The organism is Enterobacter hormaechei ATCC 49162, from assembly GCF_001875655.1.
GTDB lineage: Bacteria > Pseudomonadota > Gammaproteobacteria > Enterobacterales > Enterobacteriaceae > Enterobacter > Enterobacter hormaechei.
Genome location: NZ_MKEQ01000001.1, coordinates 3,435,375 through 3,453,532, shown reverse-complemented (window position 1 = coordinate 3,453,532; position 18,158 = coordinate 3,435,375). Strand labels below are relative to the sequence as shown.

General features: G+C 55.9%; 20 protein-coding genes. 7 read left to right on the top strand and 13 right to left on the bottom strand.

Annotated elements, in window-relative coordinates; all coding sequences use genetic code 11:
* Positions 1–53 precede the first annotated feature (53 nt).
* The 4 genes from BH712_RS17180 to yfbV all read right to left on the bottom strand — a co-directional run bounded on the left by BH712_RS17180 (position 54) and on the right by yfbV (position 3,675).
* Positions 54–1,886, bottom strand: coding sequence for an SLC13 family permease (locus tag BH712_RS17180; RefSeq protein WP_006811385.1), 1,833 nt, complete (start codon positions 1,884–1,886; stop codon positions 54–56).
* A 75-nt stretch (positions 1,887–1,961) separates the two neighbouring features.
* Positions 1,962–2,621, bottom strand: a complete 660-nt coding sequence (locus BH712_RS17175) for a sugar phosphatase (protein WP_006811386.1) — start codon at positions 2,619–2,621, stop codon at positions 1,962–1,964.
* An 11-nt stretch (positions 2,622–2,632) separates the two neighbouring features.
* Positions 2,633–3,127, bottom strand: a complete 495-nt coding sequence (locus BH712_RS17170; protein ID WP_003861461.1) for a YfbU family protein — start codon at positions 3,125–3,127, stop codon at positions 2,633–2,635.
* Positions 3,128–3,219: 92 nt separating this feature from the next.
* Positions 3,220–3,675, bottom strand: coding sequence for a terminus macrodomain insulation protein YfbV (yfbV, locus tag BH712_RS17165; protein WP_006811387.1), 456 nt, complete (start codon positions 3,673–3,675; stop codon positions 3,220–3,222).
* Between the two features lie 337 nt (positions 3,676–4,012).
* Between yfbV and ackA the strand changes: the two genes are divergently transcribed.
* The gene (gene ackA / locus BH712_RS17160) at positions 4,013–5,215 is read left to right on the top strand and encodes an acetate kinase (protein ID WP_006811389.1); all 1,203 of its coding nucleotides are present in this window, start codon (positions 4,013–4,015) and stop codon (positions 5,213–5,215) included.
* A gap of 76 nt (positions 5,216–5,291) precedes the next feature.
* Positions 5,292–7,433 carry a phosphate acetyltransferase gene (pta, locus tag BH712_RS17155; protein WP_006811390.1) on the top strand — a complete coding sequence of 714 codons (2,142 nt, stop codon included), beginning with the start codon at positions 5,292–5,294 and terminating at the stop codon, positions 7,431–7,433.
* A 110-nt stretch (positions 7,434–7,543) separates the two neighbouring features.
* Here the strand turns inward: pta and BH712_RS17150 are convergent, their stop codons facing one another.
* From BH712_RS17150 to BH712_RS17130, 5 genes are all read right to left on the bottom strand, one after another.
* Positions 7,544–8,497, bottom strand: a complete 954-nt coding sequence (locus BH712_RS17150; protein WP_006811391.1) for a transketolase family protein — start codon at positions 8,495–8,497, stop codon at positions 7,544–7,546.
* Positions 8,490–9,320 (bottom strand): transketolase, encoded by an 831-nt coding sequence (locus tag BH712_RS17145; protein WP_006811392.1) that lies wholly within the window; start codon positions 9,318–9,320, stop codon positions 8,490–8,492. The genes BH712_RS17150 and BH712_RS17145 overlap by 8 nt, the downstream gene beginning before the upstream one ends.
* Positions 9,317–10,708 (bottom strand): PTS ascorbate transporter subunit IIC, encoded by a 1,392-nt coding sequence (locus BH712_RS17140; RefSeq protein WP_006811393.1) that lies wholly within the window; start codon positions 10,706–10,708, stop codon positions 9,317–9,319. The genes BH712_RS17145 and BH712_RS17140 overlap by 4 nt, the downstream gene beginning before the upstream one ends.
* Before the next feature lie 21 nt (positions 10,709–10,729).
* Positions 10,730–11,002, bottom strand: coding sequence for a PTS sugar transporter subunit IIB (locus BH712_RS17135; RefSeq protein WP_003861447.1), 273 nt, complete (start codon positions 11,000–11,002; stop codon positions 10,730–10,732).
* Positions 11,003–11,081: 79 nt separating this feature from the next.
* Complete coding sequence (locus tag BH712_RS17130) at positions 11,082–11,525, bottom strand: PTS sugar transporter subunit IIA (protein WP_006811394.1); 444 nt, start codon at positions 11,523–11,525, stop codon at positions 11,082–11,084.
* Between the two features lie 236 nt (positions 11,526–11,761).
* Between BH712_RS17130 and BH712_RS17125 the strand changes: the two genes are divergently transcribed.
* The gene (locus tag BH712_RS17125; protein WP_006811395.1) at positions 11,762–12,781 is read left to right on the top strand and encodes a LacI family DNA-binding transcriptional regulator; all 1,020 of its coding nucleotides are present in this window, start codon (positions 11,762–11,764) and stop codon (positions 12,779–12,781) included.
* 3 nt (positions 12,782–12,784) lie between these two features.
* Here BH712_RS17125 and yfcD read toward each other — a convergent pair whose 3' ends face one another.
* From yfcD to yfcF, 3 genes are read right to left on the bottom strand one after another with little or no spacing between them, the layout of a single operon-like run.
* Positions 12,785–13,351 (bottom strand): NUDIX hydrolase YfcD, encoded by a 567-nt coding sequence (gene yfcD, locus BH712_RS17120; RefSeq protein ID WP_006811396.1) that lies wholly within the window; start codon positions 13,349–13,351, stop codon positions 12,785–12,787.
* Between the two features lie 55 nt (positions 13,352–13,406).
* On the bottom strand, positions 13,407–13,958 hold the full coding sequence (gene yfcE / locus BH712_RS17115) for a phosphodiesterase (RefSeq protein ID WP_006811397.1): 552 nt from the start codon (positions 13,956–13,958) through the stop codon (positions 13,407–13,409).
* Between the two features lie 56 nt (positions 13,959–14,014).
* Positions 14,015–14,659, bottom strand: coding sequence for a glutathione transferase (gene yfcF / locus BH712_RS17110; RefSeq protein WP_032673974.1), 645 nt, complete (start codon positions 14,657–14,659; stop codon positions 14,015–14,017).
* Positions 14,660–14,799: 140 nt separating this feature from the next.
* On the opposite strand from yfcF, the gene yfcG reads away from it, so the two are divergent.
* The 4 genes from yfcG to BH712_RS17090 all read left to right on the top strand — a co-directional run bounded on the left by yfcG (position 14,800) and on the right by BH712_RS17090 (position 17,334).
* Positions 14,800–15,429: a GSH-dependent disulfide bond oxidoreductase gene (gene yfcG / locus BH712_RS17105; protein ID WP_006811399.1), complete on the top strand. Its 630-nt coding sequence runs from the start codon at positions 14,800–14,802 to the stop codon at positions 15,427–15,429.
* Between the two features lie 75 nt (positions 15,430–15,504).
* Entirely contained in the window at positions 15,505–15,873 is a 369-nt protein-coding gene (folX, locus tag BH712_RS17100) for a dihydroneopterin triphosphate 2'-epimerase (RefSeq protein WP_032673976.1), read from the top strand.
* A gap of 13 nt (positions 15,874–15,886) precedes the next feature.
* Positions 15,887–16,780 carry a TIGR01777 family oxidoreductase gene (locus BH712_RS17095; protein WP_006811401.1) on the top strand — a complete coding sequence of 298 codons (894 nt, stop codon included), beginning with the start codon at positions 15,887–15,889 and terminating at the stop codon, positions 16,778–16,780.
* 44 nt (positions 16,781–16,824) lie between these two features.
* The gene (locus BH712_RS17090; protein ID WP_006811402.1) at positions 16,825–17,334 is read left to right on the top strand and encodes a GNAT family N-acetyltransferase; all 510 of its coding nucleotides are present in this window, start codon (positions 16,825–16,827) and stop codon (positions 17,332–17,334) included.
* A gap of 48 nt (positions 17,335–17,382) precedes the next feature.
* On the opposite strand, the gene hisP is transcribed toward BH712_RS17090, so the two are convergent.
* The gene (gene hisP / locus BH712_RS17085; protein WP_032673977.1) at positions 17,383–18,156 is read right to left on the bottom strand and encodes a histidine ABC transporter ATP-binding protein HisP; all 774 of its coding nucleotides are present in this window, start codon (positions 18,154–18,156) and stop codon (positions 17,383–17,385) included.
* Positions 18,157–18,158: the final 2 nt, after the last annotated feature.

Sequence of the window (18,158 nt, the reverse complement as noted above, 5' to 3'; positions counted from 1 at the left end):
AGCCTACGAGTTATGTAGGCCGGGTAAGGCGCAGCCGCCACCCGGCGAAGTTCTCAGAACGGAAATAACACCGGAATCAACACCACGCATACCAGCATCACCAGCACGGTGAACGGCACGCCCAGCTTCACAAAATCACTGAATTTGTAATTCCCAGGCCCCAGCACCAGCGTATTCACCGGGGAAGAGACCGGCGTCATAAATGCCGCGGACGCCGCCATCGCAACCATCATCGCAAATGGATACGGTGAGACGCCCATGGATTTCGCCATCGCCAGCGCAATGGGTGCCATCAGCACCGCCGTGGCGGTATTGGAGATAAACAAACCAATGGTGGCGCACATGACAAACAGGCAAACCATCATCAGGTACGGACCATATCCCCCGCCCGCGTCCATTAAGCCTTTCACGATCAAATCCACCCCGCCGGTTTTCTGTAGCGCCAGAGCAAAAGGCATCATCCCGACAATAAGAATGATGCTCGGCCAGTGAATCGCTTTGTAGGCGCTTTCGGCGTCGATACAGCGGAATTTGCCCATTAACAGACAGGCGATGATCGCCGCCACCGGGTTAGGGATCTCGTCCGTCAGCATCAGGGCAACCATCAAAACCAGACAAAATATCGCGTGGGGCGCCTGACTGTGCGCCGGTGAGGCATCGCTCTCTTCAATCGGCATATTCAGCACCACAAAGTCACGGCCTTTCTGCCCGAGCTGGCTAATCAGCTTCCAGTTGCCGACCACCAGAAAAATATCCCCCAGCAGGATCGGCTCATCCACCACCGCCCCTTCAAGGGCGACCCCATCGCGTTTCAGGCCCACCACGTTGAGGCCATAGCGGGTACGAAAGCCGATTTCACGCACGGTTTTACCCAATAACTCCGATTCCGGGATCAGGGACACCTCGGCCATTCCCACATCCAGCGCCTGGTCGGAGAAATACTCACCGCGCAGCACCATCGGCTCCAGCAGCTGTTCGCTACAAAACTCGCGCAGATCCACGTCCGCCGTGGACATATCAATCAGCAGGACGTCACGCGCGCGAAACTCGGACACCCCGTTTACGTTAACGATCACCCGACGAAAACGACGCCAGCGCTCAACCCCGATGACGTTCGCGCCATAGCGTTCGCGTAGCTTAAGGTCATCCAGCCGCTGCCCCACCATAGGCGACCCCGGGCGGATAGCCAGACGCCGGGCACGCCCGGTCAGATGGTACTCTTTAATCAGATCGCGAAAAGAGCGCCGCTTCCAGCCCTCTTTGGCTTTGTCCTGCTTCTCCCCTTTCAGCGCGAAACGGGTCAAAAGCATATAGATAATGCCCAGCACCAGTACCACCAGCCCGATCGGCGTCACGCTAAAGAAGCTAAACCCCTCAAGCCCTTCACGGATCAGCTCGCTGTTCACAACGAGGTTCGGCGGCGTCGCGACCAGCGTCATCATACCGCTGATAAGCCCGGCAAAGCTCAACGGCATCATCAGCCGCGACGGGGAGATCTGCATTCTCATGCAGACGCTAAGCACCACCGGAATAAAGATAGCCACGACGCCCGTAGAGCTCATAAACGCGCCCAGCCCGGCGACCGTCAGCATCAGGTAAATCAGCATTTTGGTTTCGCTGCTGCCCGCCACCTTAACCAGCCACGACCCCATCATCGTCGCCACGCCGGTGCGTACCAGCCCGTCGCCAATAATAAACAGGGCGGCAATCAAAATAACGTTGGGATCGCTAAACCCGGAAAAGGCTTCCGGCAGGGAAAGCGTACCGCTCAGAACGAAAGCGACAATCACAAACAGGGCGACGGCATCCATGCGCACCTTGCCCGTGGCAAAAAGAATGATGGCGATTAACAGCAGGCTCAGGACCCAAATCAGTTCACCGTTCACAACATGTCCTTGTCAGTGGAGGAGAAGCAATTTTGCCATAAAAAAGCCCCGGTAATACGGGGCGATATCATGGGATTACATTTTTAGTGAGACGGTTACAATGCCGTCAGAAGCCTTCGAGACGTCGAGGGCGGTCAGGGTGTTTAGCACAAAATCCGCCTCATTCAGTCGGGGGGAATCCGCCGGAACGTTTACTGCGATGACGTGGCATCCCGCGTTCAGCCCGGCCAGCACGCCTGCCGCCGCGTCTTCCACCACGACGCACGCCGCTGGCCCAAGGCCAAGCAGTTCCGCGCCGAGCAGAAACGCATCCGGTTCAGGCTTGCCGCGCTTCACGCGCTCAGCGGTAATGAACACGTCCGGCGTCGGTAAACCTGCCGCCTTATGACGGGCATGCGCGACGGGAATCGAGCCGGAGGTGACGATAGCCCACGGGATCTGCGCTTCATTCAGGTGCTCCAGCAGTTCGCGCGCACCGGGCAGCGCAGTGATACCCTCGGTGTCGGTGGCTTCAATCTGCTCAAGATAGCGGAACTCCGCCTGAATCTCGTCCTCAGAACGTCCCGCCAGGAAGTGTCGCAATGAGGTAATGGCCTGTTTGCCATGGATGAAATTCAGTACGTCCTGATGGTCAATACCGTGCCGGTCGGCCCAATGGCACCACGAGCGCTCCACCACCGGCAGTGAATCCACCAGCGTACCGTCCAGATCAAACAGAAAACCTTTACACTGCACACGCACCTCCGTCAGGCATTAATGATTTGTTGAATTTCGTTGCTGCTTAAATGGTACTGACGCGGACAGGCGTGCCACGCACTCAGCATCCGTTGATATTTATCCCACATGGGGGTCTGGGCGTTGAAGCCGTGCGTACCCGCATCAAAATGGGTGTAGCGCCCTTCGGTATTCACCATAAAGCGCACATAGCTCAGATAGCGCGCTTCCGTCGCGGCATCAAAGCCCAGGAACGTCACGCGGCGCTCGTCAATGGTCTGCTGGTCTTTCAGATTGGTCCAGGACACATGCAGCGCATGGTACATCTCCATGATGTCGATAACGATACGGCAGGTTTCCTCTTTCAATTCGCCAAATTCGCGATCCAGTTCGCGCATTTGCAAGCCAAAGCCGCGTTCGACAATGGTTTGCAGGCGGCTGTAGCGCGCAGCGTTATCGGGATCAAGCATAGTCATCATCTTGTACTGGTTAGACAAAATCAGACGTTGAGCATGGGTCATTTCCATCTTTCGACTCCTGTAGCGCATTGCACTGTAAAAAAAAGACACGGTAACGGTGTGTTACTGTGCCTTCTTTTGGTCGTCGTTTCGATGATCAATCACAAGTCATCGAGGAATGTTTTATCAAGCTGTTTAAATGCGCGCTTGAGGGTGTCCGCCAGCGCCTGGTAATCCGGCTTGCCTTCCACCGGCGCAAGCGCCTGGCCGGCCTCCTCCAGTTTTCCACGCACTTCATAAAACCAGTGTAAAATAGAGGGAGGAAGTGGCGTGACGGAGCGTTTACCTAACCACCATAACCCCTGCATCGGCAGGCTTAACGCAAAGAGCGCCGTCGCGACGGCAGGCCCAAGCTGTCCACCTAACGCAATCTGCCAGCACAGGGTAAAAACGGCAATCGGGGGCATAAAGCGAATCGCATAGCGCGTGGCGCGGATAGTGCGATTCTCAATAAACATCGGCGCGAGGCGCTTTTCCATTGGCCACGTCTTTGAATAATGCTGCCCCCGGCGAAACAGACTGAAGAAGTTCACGGACGGGATTTCGGGTGTCGACATGGCTGTACCTCAACTTCACATATAAAAATTAAAATTTTCGTGCAAAACCACAACAGGCTATGACAACGTTCAAAATATTTTGTCATCGCTACCCCGTATCGGGTATCCTGTGCCAGCCTGATAGGGCCGTAGACGATAAGCGTTAGCTCGTCAAATTATCGCATATTATGCCATTGTCTGAAAAATGTTCAAAATGGCTTAAAATCATAGGTATTTCTTCCATCCTGCCAGAATGTTCGTTTGGCATGATGTTAATCATAAATGTCTGGGTCAGCATGCGTTACGCTTTTAGACTCACTGACGTTTTTTTAGCCACGTATCAATAATAGGTACTTCCATGTCGAGTAAGTTAGTACTGGTTCTAAACTGCGGTAGCTCCTCACTGAAATTCGCCATCATCGATGCGCTCAACGGTGACGAGTACCTCTCTGGTTTGGCCGAATGTTTCCATCTGCCTGAAGCACGTATCAAGTGGAAGATGGACGGCAGCAAACAAGAAGCGGCTTTAGGTGCAGGCGCCGCTCACAGTGAAGCGCTGAACTTTATCGTTAACACTATTCTGGCACAAAAACCAGAACTGTCTGCTCAGCTGACTGCGATTGGTCACCGTATCGTCCACGGCGGCGAAAAATACACCAGCTCCGTCGTGATCGACGACTCTGTGATTCAGGGCATCAAAGACTCTGCATCCTTCGCACCGCTGCACAACCCGGCTCACCTGATCGGTATCGCTGAAGCACTGAAGTCCTTCCCGAATCTGAAAGAGAAAAACGTGGCTGTGTTCGACACTGCGTTCCATCAGACCATGCCGGAAGAGTCTTACCTCTATGCCCTGCCGTACAGCCTGTACAAAGAGCACGGCGTTCGTCGTTACGGCGCACACGGCACCAGCCACTTCTATGTGACTCAGGAAGCCGCAAAAGTTCTGAACAAGCCGGTTGAAGAAGTGAACATCATCACCTGCCATCTGGGCAACGGTGGTTCTGTTTCCGCTATCCGCAACGGTAAATGTGTTGATACCTCCATGGGTCTGACCCCACTGGAAGGTCTGGTGATGGGTACCCGTTCCGGTGACATCGACCCGGCGATCATCTTCCACCTGCACGACACCCTGGGCATGAGCGTTGATGACATCAACAAAATGCTGACCAAAGAGTCTGGCCTGCTGGGTCTGACCGAAGTCACCAGCGACTGCCGCTATGTTGAAGACAACTACGCAGAGAAAGCTGACGCTAAACGTGCAATGGACGTTTACTGCCACCGTCTGGCGAAGTACATCGGTTCCTACACTGCACTGATGGACGGTCGTCTGGACGCGGTGATCTTCACCGGTGGTATCGGTGAAAACGCAGCGATGGTGCGTGAACTGTCCCTGGGCAAACTGGGCGTTCTGGGCTTCGAAGTTGATCACGAGCGTAACCTGGCTGCCCGCTTCGGCAAGTCTGGCTTCATCAACAAAGAAGGCACCCGCCCTGCTATCGTTATCCCAACTAACGAAGAGCTGGTCATCGCGCAAGACGCGCACCGCCTGACTGCCTGATTCCACACCGCCAGCATTGCTGGCGGTGCTGTTTTGTAACCCGCCCAGTCGCGGCGGTAACGAAAGAGGATAAACCGTGTCCCGTACTATTATGCTGATCCCTACCGGAACCAGCGTCGGCCTGACCAGCGTCAGCCTCGGCGTGATCCGCGCTATGGAACGCAAAGGCGTTCGTCTGAGCGTCTTTAAGCCTATCGCCCAGCCACGTGCCGGTGGCGATGCGCCAGACCAGACCACCACCATCGTGCGTAAAAACTCTAATCTGCCAGCGGCTGAACCGCTGAAGATGAGCCACGTTGAGTCTCTGCTCTCCAGCAACCAGAAAGACGTGCTGATGGAAGAGATCATCGCCAACTATCACGCTAACGCGCAGGACGCGGAAGTGGTGCTAGTTGAAGGCCTGGTCCCGACCCGTAAACACCAGTTTGCCCAGTCTCTGAACTTTGAAATCGCGAAAACCCTGAACGCAGAGATCGTTTTCGTGATGTCTCAGGGCACGGATACCCCAGAGCAGCTGAAAGAGCGTATCGAACTGACGCGCAGCAGCTTCGGCGGTGCGAAAAACACCAGCATCACTGGCGTAATTGTTAACAAACTGAACGCACCAGTAGATGAACAGGGCCGTACGCGTCCTGACCTGTCCGAAATTTTCGACGACTCTTCCAAAGCGAAAGTCATCAAAGTTGACCCGGCTAAGTTGCAGGATTCCAGCCCGCTGCCTGTTCTGGGCGCGGTGCCGTGGAGCTTCGATCTGATTGCTACCCGTGCAATCGATATGGCGCGTCACCTGAACGCTACCATCGTTAACGAAGGCGATATCAACACCCGCCGCGTGAAGTCCGTCACTTTCTGCGCACGTAGCATTCCACACATGCTGGAGCACTTCCGTGCAGGTTCCCTGCTGGTGACCTCCGCAGACCGTCCGGACGTGCTGGTTGCAGCCTGTCTGGCCGCGATGAACGGCGTGGAGATCGGCGCGATCCTGCTGACCGGTGCCTATGAGATGGACCCACGCGTGAGCAAGCTGTGCGAGCGCGCGTTCGCCACTGGCCTGCCCGTCTTCATGGTGAACACCAACACCTGGCAGACCTCCCTGAGCCTGCAAAGCTTCAACCTCGAAGTGCCGGTTGATGACCACGAGCGTATCGAGAAAGTTCAGGAATACGTTGCAGGCTACATCAACGCAGACTGGATCGAATCCCTGACGGCAACTTCCGAGCGCAGCCGTCGTCTGTCTCCTCCAGCCTTCCGTTACCAGCTGACCGAGCTGGCGCGTAAAGCGGGCAAACGCGTGGTTCTGCCAGAAGGCGACGAACCACGTACCGTTAAAGCGGCGGCCATCTGTGCAGAGCGCGGTATCGCGACCTGCGTGCTGCTGGGTAATCCGGACGAGATCAACCGCGTGGCGGCGTCTCAGGGCGTTGAGCTGGGCGCTGGCATCGAAATCGTTGATCCTGAAGTGGTTCGCGAAAGCTACGTTGCCCGTCTGGTTGAGCTGCGTAAGAACAAAGGCATGACCGAAGCCGTTGCGCGCGAGCAGCTGGAAGACAACGTTGTACTGGGTACGCTGATGCTGGAGCAGGACGAAGTTGACGGTCTGGTTTCCGGTGCGGTTCACACCACCGCGAACACCATCCGTCCACCGTTGCAGCTGATCAAAACCGCACCGGGCAGCTCTCTGGTCTCCTCCGTGTTCTTCATGCTGCTGCCTGAACAGGTTTACGTTTACGGCGACTGCGCGATCAACCCGGACCCAACCGCAGAGCAGCTGGCTGAAATCGCAATCCAGTCTGCGGACTCCGCGATTGCCTTCGGTATCGAACCGCGCGTCGCAATGCTCTCCTACTCCACCGGTACCTCTGGTGCAGGCAGCGACGTAGAGAAAGTGCGTGAAGCGACCCGTATTGCGCAGGAAAAACGTCCTGATCTGATGATCGACGGCCCGCTCCAGTACGATGCCGCCGTCATGGCTGACGTGGCGAAATCCAAAGCGCCGAACTCGCCGGTTGCAGGTCGCGCTACCGTGTTCATCTTCCCGGATCTGAACACCGGTAACACCACCTATAAAGCGGTACAGCGTTCAGCAGACCTGATCTCCATCGGGCCTATGCTGCAAGGTATGCGCAAACCTGTGAACGATCTGTCCCGTGGTGCGCTGGTAGACGATATCGTCTACACCATCGCGCTGACGGCGATCCAGTCTTCGCAGCAGCAGTAAGCTAAAAAGCCCGGTGGCGCTAGCGCTTACCGGGCCTACGGTTTTGTACGCCGGATAAGCGAAGCGCCATCCGGCAAGAGAGGCGACCACTTAACCGGTCGCCTTTTTTATTACAGCAGCTCCCGCGCCGCCGACACAATATCATGTGCCGTCAGGCCATACTCCTTCTGCAAGAAGTCCTGCGTCCCGACCTGGCCATACCGTTCCTTCACACCCACTCGCCGCATCGGCACAGGGCAGCTTTCCACCAGCACTTCCGCCACCGCTGACCCGAGGCCGTTGTGAATGCTGTGGTTTTCGCAGGTCACGATGCGTCCGGTTTTCTCGGCATAGTTTTTCACCAGCATCCGATCGATGGGCTTCAGGGTAAACATGTCGATGACCGCTGCGCTTACCCCCTCCTGTTCAAGCTGGCGCGCCGCCTCCAGCGCCTCCGCCACCATGATGCCGTTAGCAATCAGGGTAATATCGGTTCCCTCACGCAGCACGTTGCCCTTGCCAATGGTAAAGGTTGACCCTGGGGCATAGACACTCGGCGCCTGCTTGCGGATGGTGCGCACCCAGTAGAAGCCTTCCAGGTCGATAAGCTGACGCAGCACATCTTCGAACATCACCGCGTCGGTCACCTCCAGCACCACTGAATGCGCCAGACCGCGCACGATGCCCATATCCTCAAATGACATATGCGTTCCGCCGTTGTGGCAGGCCGTCACGCCCGCGTCAGAAGCTATCACCTTCACGTTATTGCGTTGGTAGTCCAGGGACATAAACAGCTGGTCAAAACAGCGACGGCTGGCAAAAGCGGTAAAGGTATGGACGAACGGCTTACGGCCGGTGAGCGACAGCCCCGCCGCGGTGCCGATGACATTGGCCTCCATAATGCCGCAGTTGATGACGTGCTGTGGATAATCACGCGCTACGCCGTCCATCGCCATTGAACTCATCAGATCCGCTTCGAGGGCAATGATCTCGCTCCCGGCCTCAATCTGCTTTGCCACAAAACCCGCATAGACCTTACGCATCTCAACGGCATCTTTCTGTCCTGTCGGTGCAACCTTAATCATGTGAAGCCTCCAGTTGGCGAATCGTCTCGTTGAGCGCGGCTTTGCTCTCCTCGGTTAATCGCAGGTGATGCGAATTACTGAGCTGTTCCAGGTAAGGCACTCCCTGCCCTTTGATGCTGTCGAGGATCACCACCCGCGGACGCGCATCGGCCGCAGGGATCGGCGCAGTCACTTCCAGCAGCGCCGGGATGTCGTCCCCTTTCACCGTCACCACGTCAAAGCCAAAGGCGCGGAATTTCCCTTCCAGGTCGAAGGCGCTGATAATTTCGTCCAGCTCGCCGTCGAGCTGCTGTTTGTTCCAGTCTACGAATACCGTCAGGTTGTTCAGTCGATGGTGAGCGATAAACTGGAAGGCTTCCCAGCACTGGCCTTCGTTCAGTTCCCCGTCGCCAACGATGCAAAACACCCGGTTTGGCCTTCCTGCCAGCTTGTGCGACAGCGCCATGCCGCCAGCGATGGAGATCCCCTGCCCCAGCGAACCGGTGGTGGCATCCACGCCGCGCGTTTTCAGGCGATCCGGGTGACTTGGCAGACGCGTCCCGTTCTGGTTCAGCGTGCTCAGCTCTTCAGTCGGGAAGTAGCCCTTAATCGCCAGCGTGCTGTACAGCGCCGGGCCAGCATGGCCTTTCGACAGCACAAAGTAGTCGCGCTCTGGCCAGTCTGGATCGGCCGGGTCAATTTTCATCACTGCGCCATACAGCACGGCCAGTGTTTCAACGACTGACATGCTGCCGCCGTAGTGGCCAAAGCCCAGCTGCGTCAGGGATTTCAGGGTCTCAAGGCGAATCTGACGTGCCAGCTCGGTTATTTCATTCTCATTCATGATTTGGCTCCGGGGTTTTCCTGCGCGTTACCGTTCGCAGGTTTGTTTTTAGCGAAGACGTTGTAGGCCACCAGCAGCGCGAACAACACAACAACCAGTCCGGTGATGGCAAGCGGTGAGAGGAAGCGTGCCAGGTTGCCCAGCACAATCCCGACCGCACCAAAATCAGCGTCCGAGAAGGTAGTATTGGCAAAGCCAATCGCGCCCAGAACAGGCAGCAGCAGGACCGGCAGGAAGGTAATCAGCAGGCCGTTGGCAAACGCGCCAATCATCGCCCCGCGACGTCCGCCGGTGGCATTACCAAATACGCCCGCCGTCGCACCGGTGAAGAAATGCGGCACGACGCCCGGCAGGATCAGCACCCAGCTAAACTGACCGCAGATAAACAAGCCCACAATCCCGCCGAGGAAGCTGAACAGAAAACCAATCAGCACCGCGTTTGGCGCATACGGGTAGACCACCGGGCAGTCCAGCGCAGGTCGCGCATTGGGCACCAGTTTTTCCGAGAAGCCGGTAAAGGCCGGGACAATTTCCGCCAGAATCAGGCGCACGCCCTGCAAGATGATGAACACGCCTGCCGCGAAGGTGATGGCCATAATGATGGCGTACACCAGGTAGTTCTGGCCGCCGCTGAATGTGGCCTCCACGTACTCACGTCCGGCGCTCACCGCCATGATCAGATAGATAATCATCATGGTCAGAGAGATGGAAATAGAGCTGTCGCGCAGGAAGCTAAGGTTCTTCGGCAGGTTCATCTCTTCGGTGGAGCGCGAACCTTTCCCGACCTTGCTGCCAATCCAGCCGGAGAGCACGTAGCCCAGCGTACCGAAATGACCGAAGGCGATCTCATCGTTGCCGGTAATACGCTTCATATAGCGCTGCGCAATCGCCGGGAAGAAGGCCATAATCAGGCCGAGGATCAGCGAACCGGTAAAGACCAACCCTACCCCCTCGAAGCCTGCGACCGTCAGGATCACGCCAATCATGCATGCCATGTAGAAGGTGTGGTGCCCGGTGAGGAAGATGTACTTCAGGCGGGTAAAGCGCGCGACAATAATATTTGCCACCATCCCGAAGGCCATAATGAGCGCGGTGGAAGCGCCATATTTTTCCAGGGCAATCGACACAATAGCTTCATTATTGGGAATAATGCCCTGAATATTAAAAGCGTGCTCAAACATACCGCCCAGGGGATTTAAAGAGCCCACCAGCACGGTTGCGCCGCCGCCCAGCACAATAAAGCCGAGAATGGTTTTAATTGTGCCTTTTACCACATCCGAAAAGGCTTTTTTCTGCGCCACAAGACCAATCAGGGCAATTAACCCGACCAGCACTGAAGGGACTTTTAAAATATCAACAACGAAATTCAGCGTTTCAAGGATAAACATATCCACCTCGCCTTATCAGGATTATTGTCTTTCGAACCAGGCGCGCAGCTGCGCTTCGAGTTCATTGATATCGATGATATTGTTGATTACCACCAGCTGGCTTTCCGGCACGCTGGCGCTGGCGGCAATGTCTTTCGCCATCACAAACAGGTCCGCCGCACCCGGCGTGGCCGAGGAGAGATCGGAGTGTTCAACCTCGGCCTCAATCTCCAGTTTTTTGAGCACCTTTTTAATATTCATTTCAACCATAAAACTGCTGCCCAGACCGGAGCCGCAAATAGCCATGATTTTCATTGTTATCCCCTTTTTTGAGTAGAGTACGCCCCATCACGCTGACGCGTAATGTTGAGATGAATCGGATTAAATAATTAAATCAGAAGCGGTCGATGACGGTTTTTATCTCCTCCAGCGTGTTCGCCCGATGTAATTCAGCCATATCTTCGTCGCTGGAAAATAATTCTGCTAAGGCGGATATCATTTCGATATGGCTATGTTTGTCCGGCGCCGCCAGCATCACAATCACATCGACGGGGTCAAACTCACCGGCACCAAAAGAGACGCCCTGTTTCAGTTTTAATAATGACAGGCCATGTCCTTTCGCCCCTTCTTCCGGCCGCGCATGTGGCATGGCCAGCCCCGGAGCCAGCACATAGTAGGGACCTAACGTATGGTGCTGCTCGATGATAGCCGTGACATATTCCGGCGCAATGACCTGCAAATCCAGCAGCGGTTTCGCGCACAGTTCCAGCGCCTGGGGCCAGTTTACAACGCTATCCTGTAGGGTGATGGTTGTATCATATATCCATTTTTTGAGCACTTTTCACTCCCGCTAAAGACCAGACATGGGCAAACTTTATTCAACCCATCAATCAATGACTGCGATCGCGATCACAAAGATAGCGCTACCAACGACTAACATGCAGAACTGTGATAGCGCTATCAAATTGCTATCATGGTGTGAAATCACAGCAAAAAAAGGGATTTAAGGCGTATACTGCCAGTCACGTAAAATGAAGGATGAAACTGAATCGCGTCCTGTCAGCAGGAAGATGTATGTCTTTAACCCGAAAACGGCGCAGTACCGGAAAAGTAACGCTCGCGGATGTCGCACAGCTTGCCGGAGTCGGCACGATGACTGTTTCCCGTGCCCTCCGCACGCCCGAACAGGTTTCCGATAAACTGCGTGAAAAAATTGAAGCCGCGGTGCAGGAGCTGGGTTACATGCCCAATCTTGCCGCCAGCGCACTGGCATCGGCGTCGTCATGGACGATTGCGATGGTTGTTCCCAATCTTTCTGAAGCGGGCTGTTCCGAGATGTTCGCCGGGCTACAGCAGGTGCTCCAGCCAGCCGGATATCAGATCATGCTGGCGGAATCTCAGCATCGGCTTGAACAGGAAGAGAAACTGCTCGAAACGCTGCTGGCGTCAAATATCGCCGCCGCGATTTTGCTCAGCGTCGAGCACACCGATACCGTTCGCCACTGGCTGAAAAATGCCTCGATTCCGGTGATGGAAATGGGTGCCATGCGCGCCGACCCGATTGATATGAATATTGGGATCGATAACGTCGCCGCCATGTATGAACTCACAGAAATGGTGATTCAGCGCGGCTACCAGAATATCGGCCTGCTGTGCGCCAACCAGGAGCAGTGGATTTTCCAGCAGCATTTGCAGGGCTGGTACAAAGCGATGCTGCGCCACCATCTGTCGCCGAACCGGGTGATCAACGCGGCCATGACGCCAAGCTTTTCGACGGGCGCGGCACAGCTGCCTGAGTTCCTGCTGGCATGGCCGGAGCTGGATGCGCTGGTGTGTGTTTCAGATGAGCTGGCCTGCGGCGCGCTGTATGAGTGCCAGCGTCGGCGCATTAAAGTCCCTGACGATTTAGCGGTAGTGGGCTTTGGCGATAGCGACGTGAGCCGCGTCTGTCAGCCGCCGCTGACGACGATGGCGGTGCCGCATCGCAAGATTGGCATTGAAGCCGGGAAAGCGTTACTGGAACGTCTGAATGATGGAGACTGGCGCGACCATAAACCCATCGCGTCCAGCCTGTGCCTGCGGGAAAGCTGTTAAGGCTTACTCAGCCTCTTCCTCTTTTTCGGCTTTATTTTCCGGTTTAGCGGATTCGTTTTTGGCGTTGCGGGTCATCCACAGCGCCAGTGCTTTCAGGGAATCTGGCGTGAACTCGTCGCAACGCGCGGTGATCTCTTCCGGCGTCATCCAGCACACTTCGCTCACTTCCTCTTCCTGCAAGGCGAAAGGTCCGTGGGAAACGCAGCTAAACAGCCCGCCCCAGACGCGACAATGTTCATCTTCGAAATAAAATTGCCCGTGCTCGGCAAACGGCACGCCAGCAATGCCTAACTCTTCTTCCGCTTCACGACGTGCGGAATCCAGCAGTACTTCATCGGCCTGCACGACGCCACCCGCTGTGGCATCCAGCATACCAGGAAGAAAATCTTTGGTGTCGGTGCGACGCTGGACCAGGATCTTGCCCATGCCGTCATGAACAACGATGTACGTCGCGCGGTGACGCAGACGCTCCGCACGCATTTGTTCGCGGCTGGCCTGCGCGATCACTTCATTTTCTTCGCTGACAATGTCAACCCATTCAGTACTTGCCAAATGATTCTGCTCCACCATCGGGAAACCTTCTCGTCTAAGCGCTCTTTCGGCGCGTTTGCAGTTGTGGTGTAACTTACGGATTAATCGCTATCTGCGCAATAACTTGCTGATCATTAAGTGCGATAACGCTTAATGTGCCGTCTTCATACATGCCGTAGCTCGCCGGGTTGCCGCCTTTAGGAATGCTGACAGACCCGGGGTTAAAGTGATAAAACGCCCCACGTTTTTCCGCCACCGGAATATGAGTATGACCATAAACCAGGACATCGCCAGCGGCGAGTGATGGCAGGTTATCCGGGCCGAACAGGTGCCCATGGGTCAGGAACAGACGGCTGTTTTCCATCAACACCTGTTGCCAGGGAGCGGTGAGGGGAAAATGCAGCAGCATCTGGTCAACTTCGCTGTCACAGTTGCCGCGAACGGCGATGATGCGCGAGGCAAAAGGATTGAGTTTTTCCGCCACCTGCGCGGGGGCATAGCCTTCCGGCAACGCATTACGTGGGCCGTGGTTTAACACATCGCCCAGGATCACCAGCCATTGCGCCCCGCTTTGGGCAAACAGAGAAAGCACGCGTTCGGTCGCGGGCAGCGATCCATGAATATCCGACGCAAACATCAGTTTCATCAGTTACTCCTCGGGAATTCAGACTGCCCCTATCATACCTCAAGCGCCCCGTCTTATCAGCCCGCGCGCTTAGCAGAGAGTGCCAGATAGCGCTGTACCGACGCGCGTTGCCACTGGAATGTGGCGTAATCCACCAGCAGCTGTGGGACGGCATCGCCGTTGAGGATCAGGCGATTGAGCATCAGCGCCAGATCGGTATCGGCAATACACCACTCGCCAAACAGGTTGGGGTTACCCTGCGCCAGCAGCGATGACGCGGTATCAATCAGCTTCCGGGCGCTGGATAAGCCTTCTTCGCTGAGGGCGGGCTTTTTGACGCCAGCGAACACCACGTCCGTAGAGCGTTCGGTACGAATCGGCACCAGGTCGCTACGCAGCCATGCCTGGATCTGACGGGCGCGAGCGCGCTTTTGCAGATCGTGAGGATAGATGCGTTCCCACTCTGGCGGGGCAAAACGGTCCTCAAGGTACTCGTCAATCGCCGAGGATTCACTCAACTCAAAACCGTCTATCTCCAGTACAGGGACACGGCGGGTGAGCGCGTAGCCCTGCCACTGGGGCTTCAGATGTTCGCCGCTGTCCAGGTCAACGGTTTTCAGACTAAAAGCAAGCCCCTTTTCTGCCAGCGCCACATAAACGCTCATGACATAAGGAGAAAAGAAGTTCGCATCGGACCACAACGTTATTACAGGCTGGCTCATGACATCCTCATCGGCTGATCGGTTTTCACTCAACATATAATCTCTTTGCCTCGCTGTCACTTGATGAAAACTCACGATTTACACCAAGCACCTATACTGATTTTTCATGGCAACACTATTCGCACTGACAGGAGTTGAGAATGATAGATCTCTATTATGCCCCCACCCCTAATGGCCATAAGATCACCCTCTTTCTCGAAGAAGCCGAAGTGGACTACCGGATCATTCGCGTGGATATCAGTAAAGGCGACCAGTTCCGCCCCGTTTTTCTGGCCATATCCCCCAACAATAAAATTCCGGCCATCATTGATAACCTGCCCTCCGACGGCGGCAAACCGTTAAGCCTGTTTGAGTCCGGAGAGATTTTGCTCTATCTGGCGGAGAAAACCGGCAAGCTGCTGAGCGGGGAGTTGCGCGAACGTCATCACACGCTGCAATGGTTATTCTGGCAGTCGAGCGGCCTCGGGCCGATGCTGGGGCAGAACCACCACTTTACCGCCTATGCGCCGCAGACGATCCCTTACGCCATTGAGCGGTATCAGGTCGAGACCCAGCGCCTGTACGGAGTTCTGAACCGTCGGCTGGAAAAATCACCGTGGCTGGGAGGCGAACATTACAGCATCGCAGATATTGCCTGCTGGCCGTGGATCAACACCCATGAACGTCACCGGATCGATCTGGCCTCCTATCCGGCGGTGAACAACTGGTTTGAGCGCATCCGGACCCGCCCGGCCACCGAACGCGCCATGCAAAAAATCCATCAGATTTGAGCCTGCGCCCCGTTGGGTGCAGGTGTTCTCCTCATGTATGATGAGGCGAAAATACTGACACGGAGAAGACCTGCAATGTCCCAGCATGACGCTGTTATTCGTATAAAAAATTTACGCTTACGCACGTTCATTGGTATCAAAGAGGAGGAGATCGCTAATCGCCAGGACATCGTGGTGAATGTGGTGATCCACTACCCGGCAGACAAGGCGCGCGCCAGCGAGGACATCAATGACGCGCTGAACTATCGCACGATCACCAAAAGCATCATCCAGTACGTTGAGAATAACCGTTTTGCGCTACTGGAAAAATTAACTCAGGATGTGCTCGACATCGCACGCGAACACCACTGGGTCACTTATGCTGAAGTGGAGATCGATAAACTTCACGCCCTGCGTTACGCCGACTCCGTCTCGATGACGTTAAGCTGGCAGCGCCAGGCGTAAACCTGGAGGTTGTATGAAGATCCTGCTCACCGGCGGTACGGGCCTGATTGGTCGCCATCTCATTCCACGCTTGCAGGCGTTGCATCACGATATTACCGTGGTCACGCGCAGCCCGGAGAAAGCCCGTCAGGTGCTGGGCGCTGGGGTTGAGATCTGGAAAGGCCTGGCGGAACGGCAGGATCTGAACGGTTTTGACGCCGTCATCAACCTCGCAGGTGAACCTATCGCCGATAAACGCTGGACTGAAGAGCAAAAACAGCGTTTATGCAACAGCCGCTGGAACATGACCGAAAAGCTTGTGGAGCTGATTCGTAACAGCGAGACGCCGCCCTCGGTGCTGATTTCCGGCTCTGCTACAGGCTACTATGGCGATCTCGGTGAAGTGGTGGTGACCGAAGAGGAGCCGCCGCACAACGAATTTACCCATAAACTTTGCGCCCAGTGGGAACGCATCGCCTGCGCGGCGCAGAGCAATCGTACCCGCGTCTGCCTGCTGCGCACCGGCGTGGTGCTTGCGCCAAAAGGCGGTATTCTCGGTAAAATGCTGCCGCCGTTTAAAATGGGGCTTGGCGGGCCTATCGGCAACGGCCGTCAGTATCTGGCGTGGATCCATATCGACGATATGGTCAACGGCATTCTCTGGCTGCTGGATAACGACCTGCGCGGGCCGTTTAACATGGTATCTCCCTATCCGGTACGTAATGAACAGTTTGCCCACGCCCTGGGTCATGCCCTGCATCGCCCGGCGGTGCTGCGCGTGCCTGCAACAGCGATCCGGCTGCTGATGGGCGAGTCTTCCGTGCTGGTGCTGGGCGGGCAGCGCGCGCTGCCAAAACGGCTGGAAGCGGCCGGGTTTACGTTCCGCTGGTATGACTTAGAAGAGGCGCTGGGGGATGTGGTGCAGTGAATATGTTACAGTTATACGCCATCTCTGGATGATATGGCGTAACTATGGCAACCATCACCACTCCCCGGCTCCATCTCACCCCTTTCGAACCTTCTGACTGGGCATTCTTCCGCTCTCTGCGTGAAGACCCCACCATCATGCGCTACATGGCCGCAATCACACCGGAAAAAGAGACGCGCCGCGTATTTGCCGCACGCCTGATGGCCGAGCACGTCTTCGTGATCCGCTTTCGGGATGACAATACGCCGCTGGGCGATATCGGCCTGCAAATCAGCCCGGCAAACCGTGAAGAGGCGGATATTGGCTACACGGTTGTACCTGCCGCGCAGGGCAAAGGCATTGCCAGCGAGGCGCTGCGTGCGGTGTGTGATTACGCCTTTAACCAGGCGGGCGTAAAGGCGATTAACGCCTGGGTGCTGGCGGATAACAGCGGGTCGGTGCGGGTACTGGAGAAAGCCGGTTTTGTACGTACGCAGGTACTGGAAAAGGCGTATGAGATTAACGGCGTGCGGTATGACGACTGGGGGTATCGGCTGGAGTGTGGTGCGGTGTGATGCCCTCACCCCGGCCCTCTCCCACAGGGAGAGGGGGGAAGGCAAAACCTACTTCAACGAGCCCTTCAGGAACTGCTGCAAACGCGGGCTTTGCGGGTTCGCCAGCACCTCATCCGGGTGCCCCTGCTCCTCAATCTTGCCCTGATGCAGGAAGATAACGTGGTTAGAAACGTTACGGGCGAAGCCCATCTCGTGCGTCACCACGACCATCGTTTTGCCCTCTTCGGCCAGCTTCTGCATGATGCGCAGCACTTCGCCAACGAGTTCAGGATCCAGCGCGGAGGTCGGTTCATCAAACAGCAACACTTCCGGCTCCATCGCCAGCGCACGGGCGATGGAAACACGCTGCTGTTGACCCCCTGACAGGTGTACCGGATATTTGATCTGCTGACGCTCGTCGATACCCACTTTCGCCAGATATTTCACCGCACGCTCACGGGCTTCCTGCTTGCTTAAGCCGAGCACCTGAATGGGCGCTTCCATCACGTTCTCCAGCACCGTCATGTGGCTCCAGAGGTTGAAGTGCTGGAACACCATCGTCAGGCGTGTGCGCAGGAGGCGCAGCTGGTTTTTATCCGCCACTTTAAGCTGACCGTCTTTATCACGGACCATGTTAATGTTCTGTCCGCTCACCACAATCGACCCTTCGCTCGGCTTTTCGAGGAAGTTGATGCAGCGCAGGAAGGTACTTTTACCCGAACCTGATGAGCCGATAATACTGATCACGTCGCCCGCGTTAGCCTCCAGCGACACCCCTTTCAGCACTTCATGTTCGCCGTAGCGCTTGTGCAAATCAATTACGTTTAATTTGTTCTCAGCCATCA

Excerpts from the sequence above, each read along its gene's own strand:
- BH712_RS17170 (WP_003861461.1), bottom strand. The coding sequence starts at position 3,127 with ATGGAAATGACCCATGCTCAACGTCTGATTTTGTCTAACCAGTACAAG.
- yfbV (WP_006811387.1), bottom strand. The coding sequence starts at position 3,675 with ATGTCGACACCCGAAATCCCGTCCGTGAACTTCTTCAGTCTGTTTCGC.
- ackA (WP_006811389.1), top strand. The coding sequence starts at position 4,013 with ATGTCGAGTAAGTTAGTACTGGTTCTAAACTGCGGTAGCTCCTCACTG.
- BH712_RS17150 (WP_006811391.1), bottom strand. The coding sequence starts at position 8,497 with ATGATTAAGGTTGCACCGACAGGACAGAAAGATGCCGTTGAGATGCGT.
- BH712_RS17145 (WP_006811392.1), bottom strand. The coding sequence starts at position 9,320 with ATGAATGAGAATGAAATAACCGAGCTGGCACGTCAGATTCGCCTTGAG.
- BH712_RS17140 (WP_006811393.1), bottom strand. The coding sequence starts at position 10,708 with ATGTTTATCCTTGAAACGCTGAATTTCGTTGTTGATATTTTAAAAGTC.
- BH712_RS17135 (WP_003861447.1), bottom strand. The coding sequence starts at position 11,002 with ATGAAAATCATGGCTATTTGCGGCTCCGGTCTGGGCAGCAGTTTTATG.
- BH712_RS17125 (WP_006811395.1), top strand. The coding sequence starts at position 11,762 with ATGTCTTTAACCCGAAAACGGCGCAGTACCGGAAAAGTAACGCTCGCG.
- yfcD (WP_006811396.1), bottom strand. The coding sequence starts at position 13,351 with ATGGTGGAGCAGAATCATTTGGCAAGTACTGAATGGGTTGACATTGTC.
- yfcE (WP_006811397.1), bottom strand. The coding sequence starts at position 13,958 with ATGAAACTGATGTTTGCGTCGGATATTCATGGATCGCTGCCCGCGACC.
- yfcF (WP_032673974.1), bottom strand. The coding sequence starts at position 14,659 with ATGAGCCAGCCTGTAATAACGTTGTGGTCCGATGCGAACTTCTTTTCT.
- yfcG (WP_006811399.1), top strand. The coding sequence starts at position 14,800 with ATGATAGATCTCTATTATGCCCCCACCCCTAATGGCCATAAGATCACC.
- folX (WP_032673976.1), top strand. The coding sequence starts at position 15,505 with ATGTCCCAGCATGACGCTGTTATTCGTATAAAAAATTTACGCTTACGC.
- BH712_RS17095 (WP_006811401.1), top strand. The coding sequence starts at position 15,887 with ATGAAGATCCTGCTCACCGGCGGTACGGGCCTGATTGGTCGCCATCTC.
- BH712_RS17090 (WP_006811402.1), top strand. The coding sequence starts at position 16,825 with ATGGCAACCATCACCACTCCCCGGCTCCATCTCACCCCTTTCGAACCT.
- hisP (WP_032673977.1), bottom strand. The coding sequence starts at position 18,156 with ATGGCTGAGAACAAATTAAACGTAATTGATTTGCACAAGCGCTACGGC.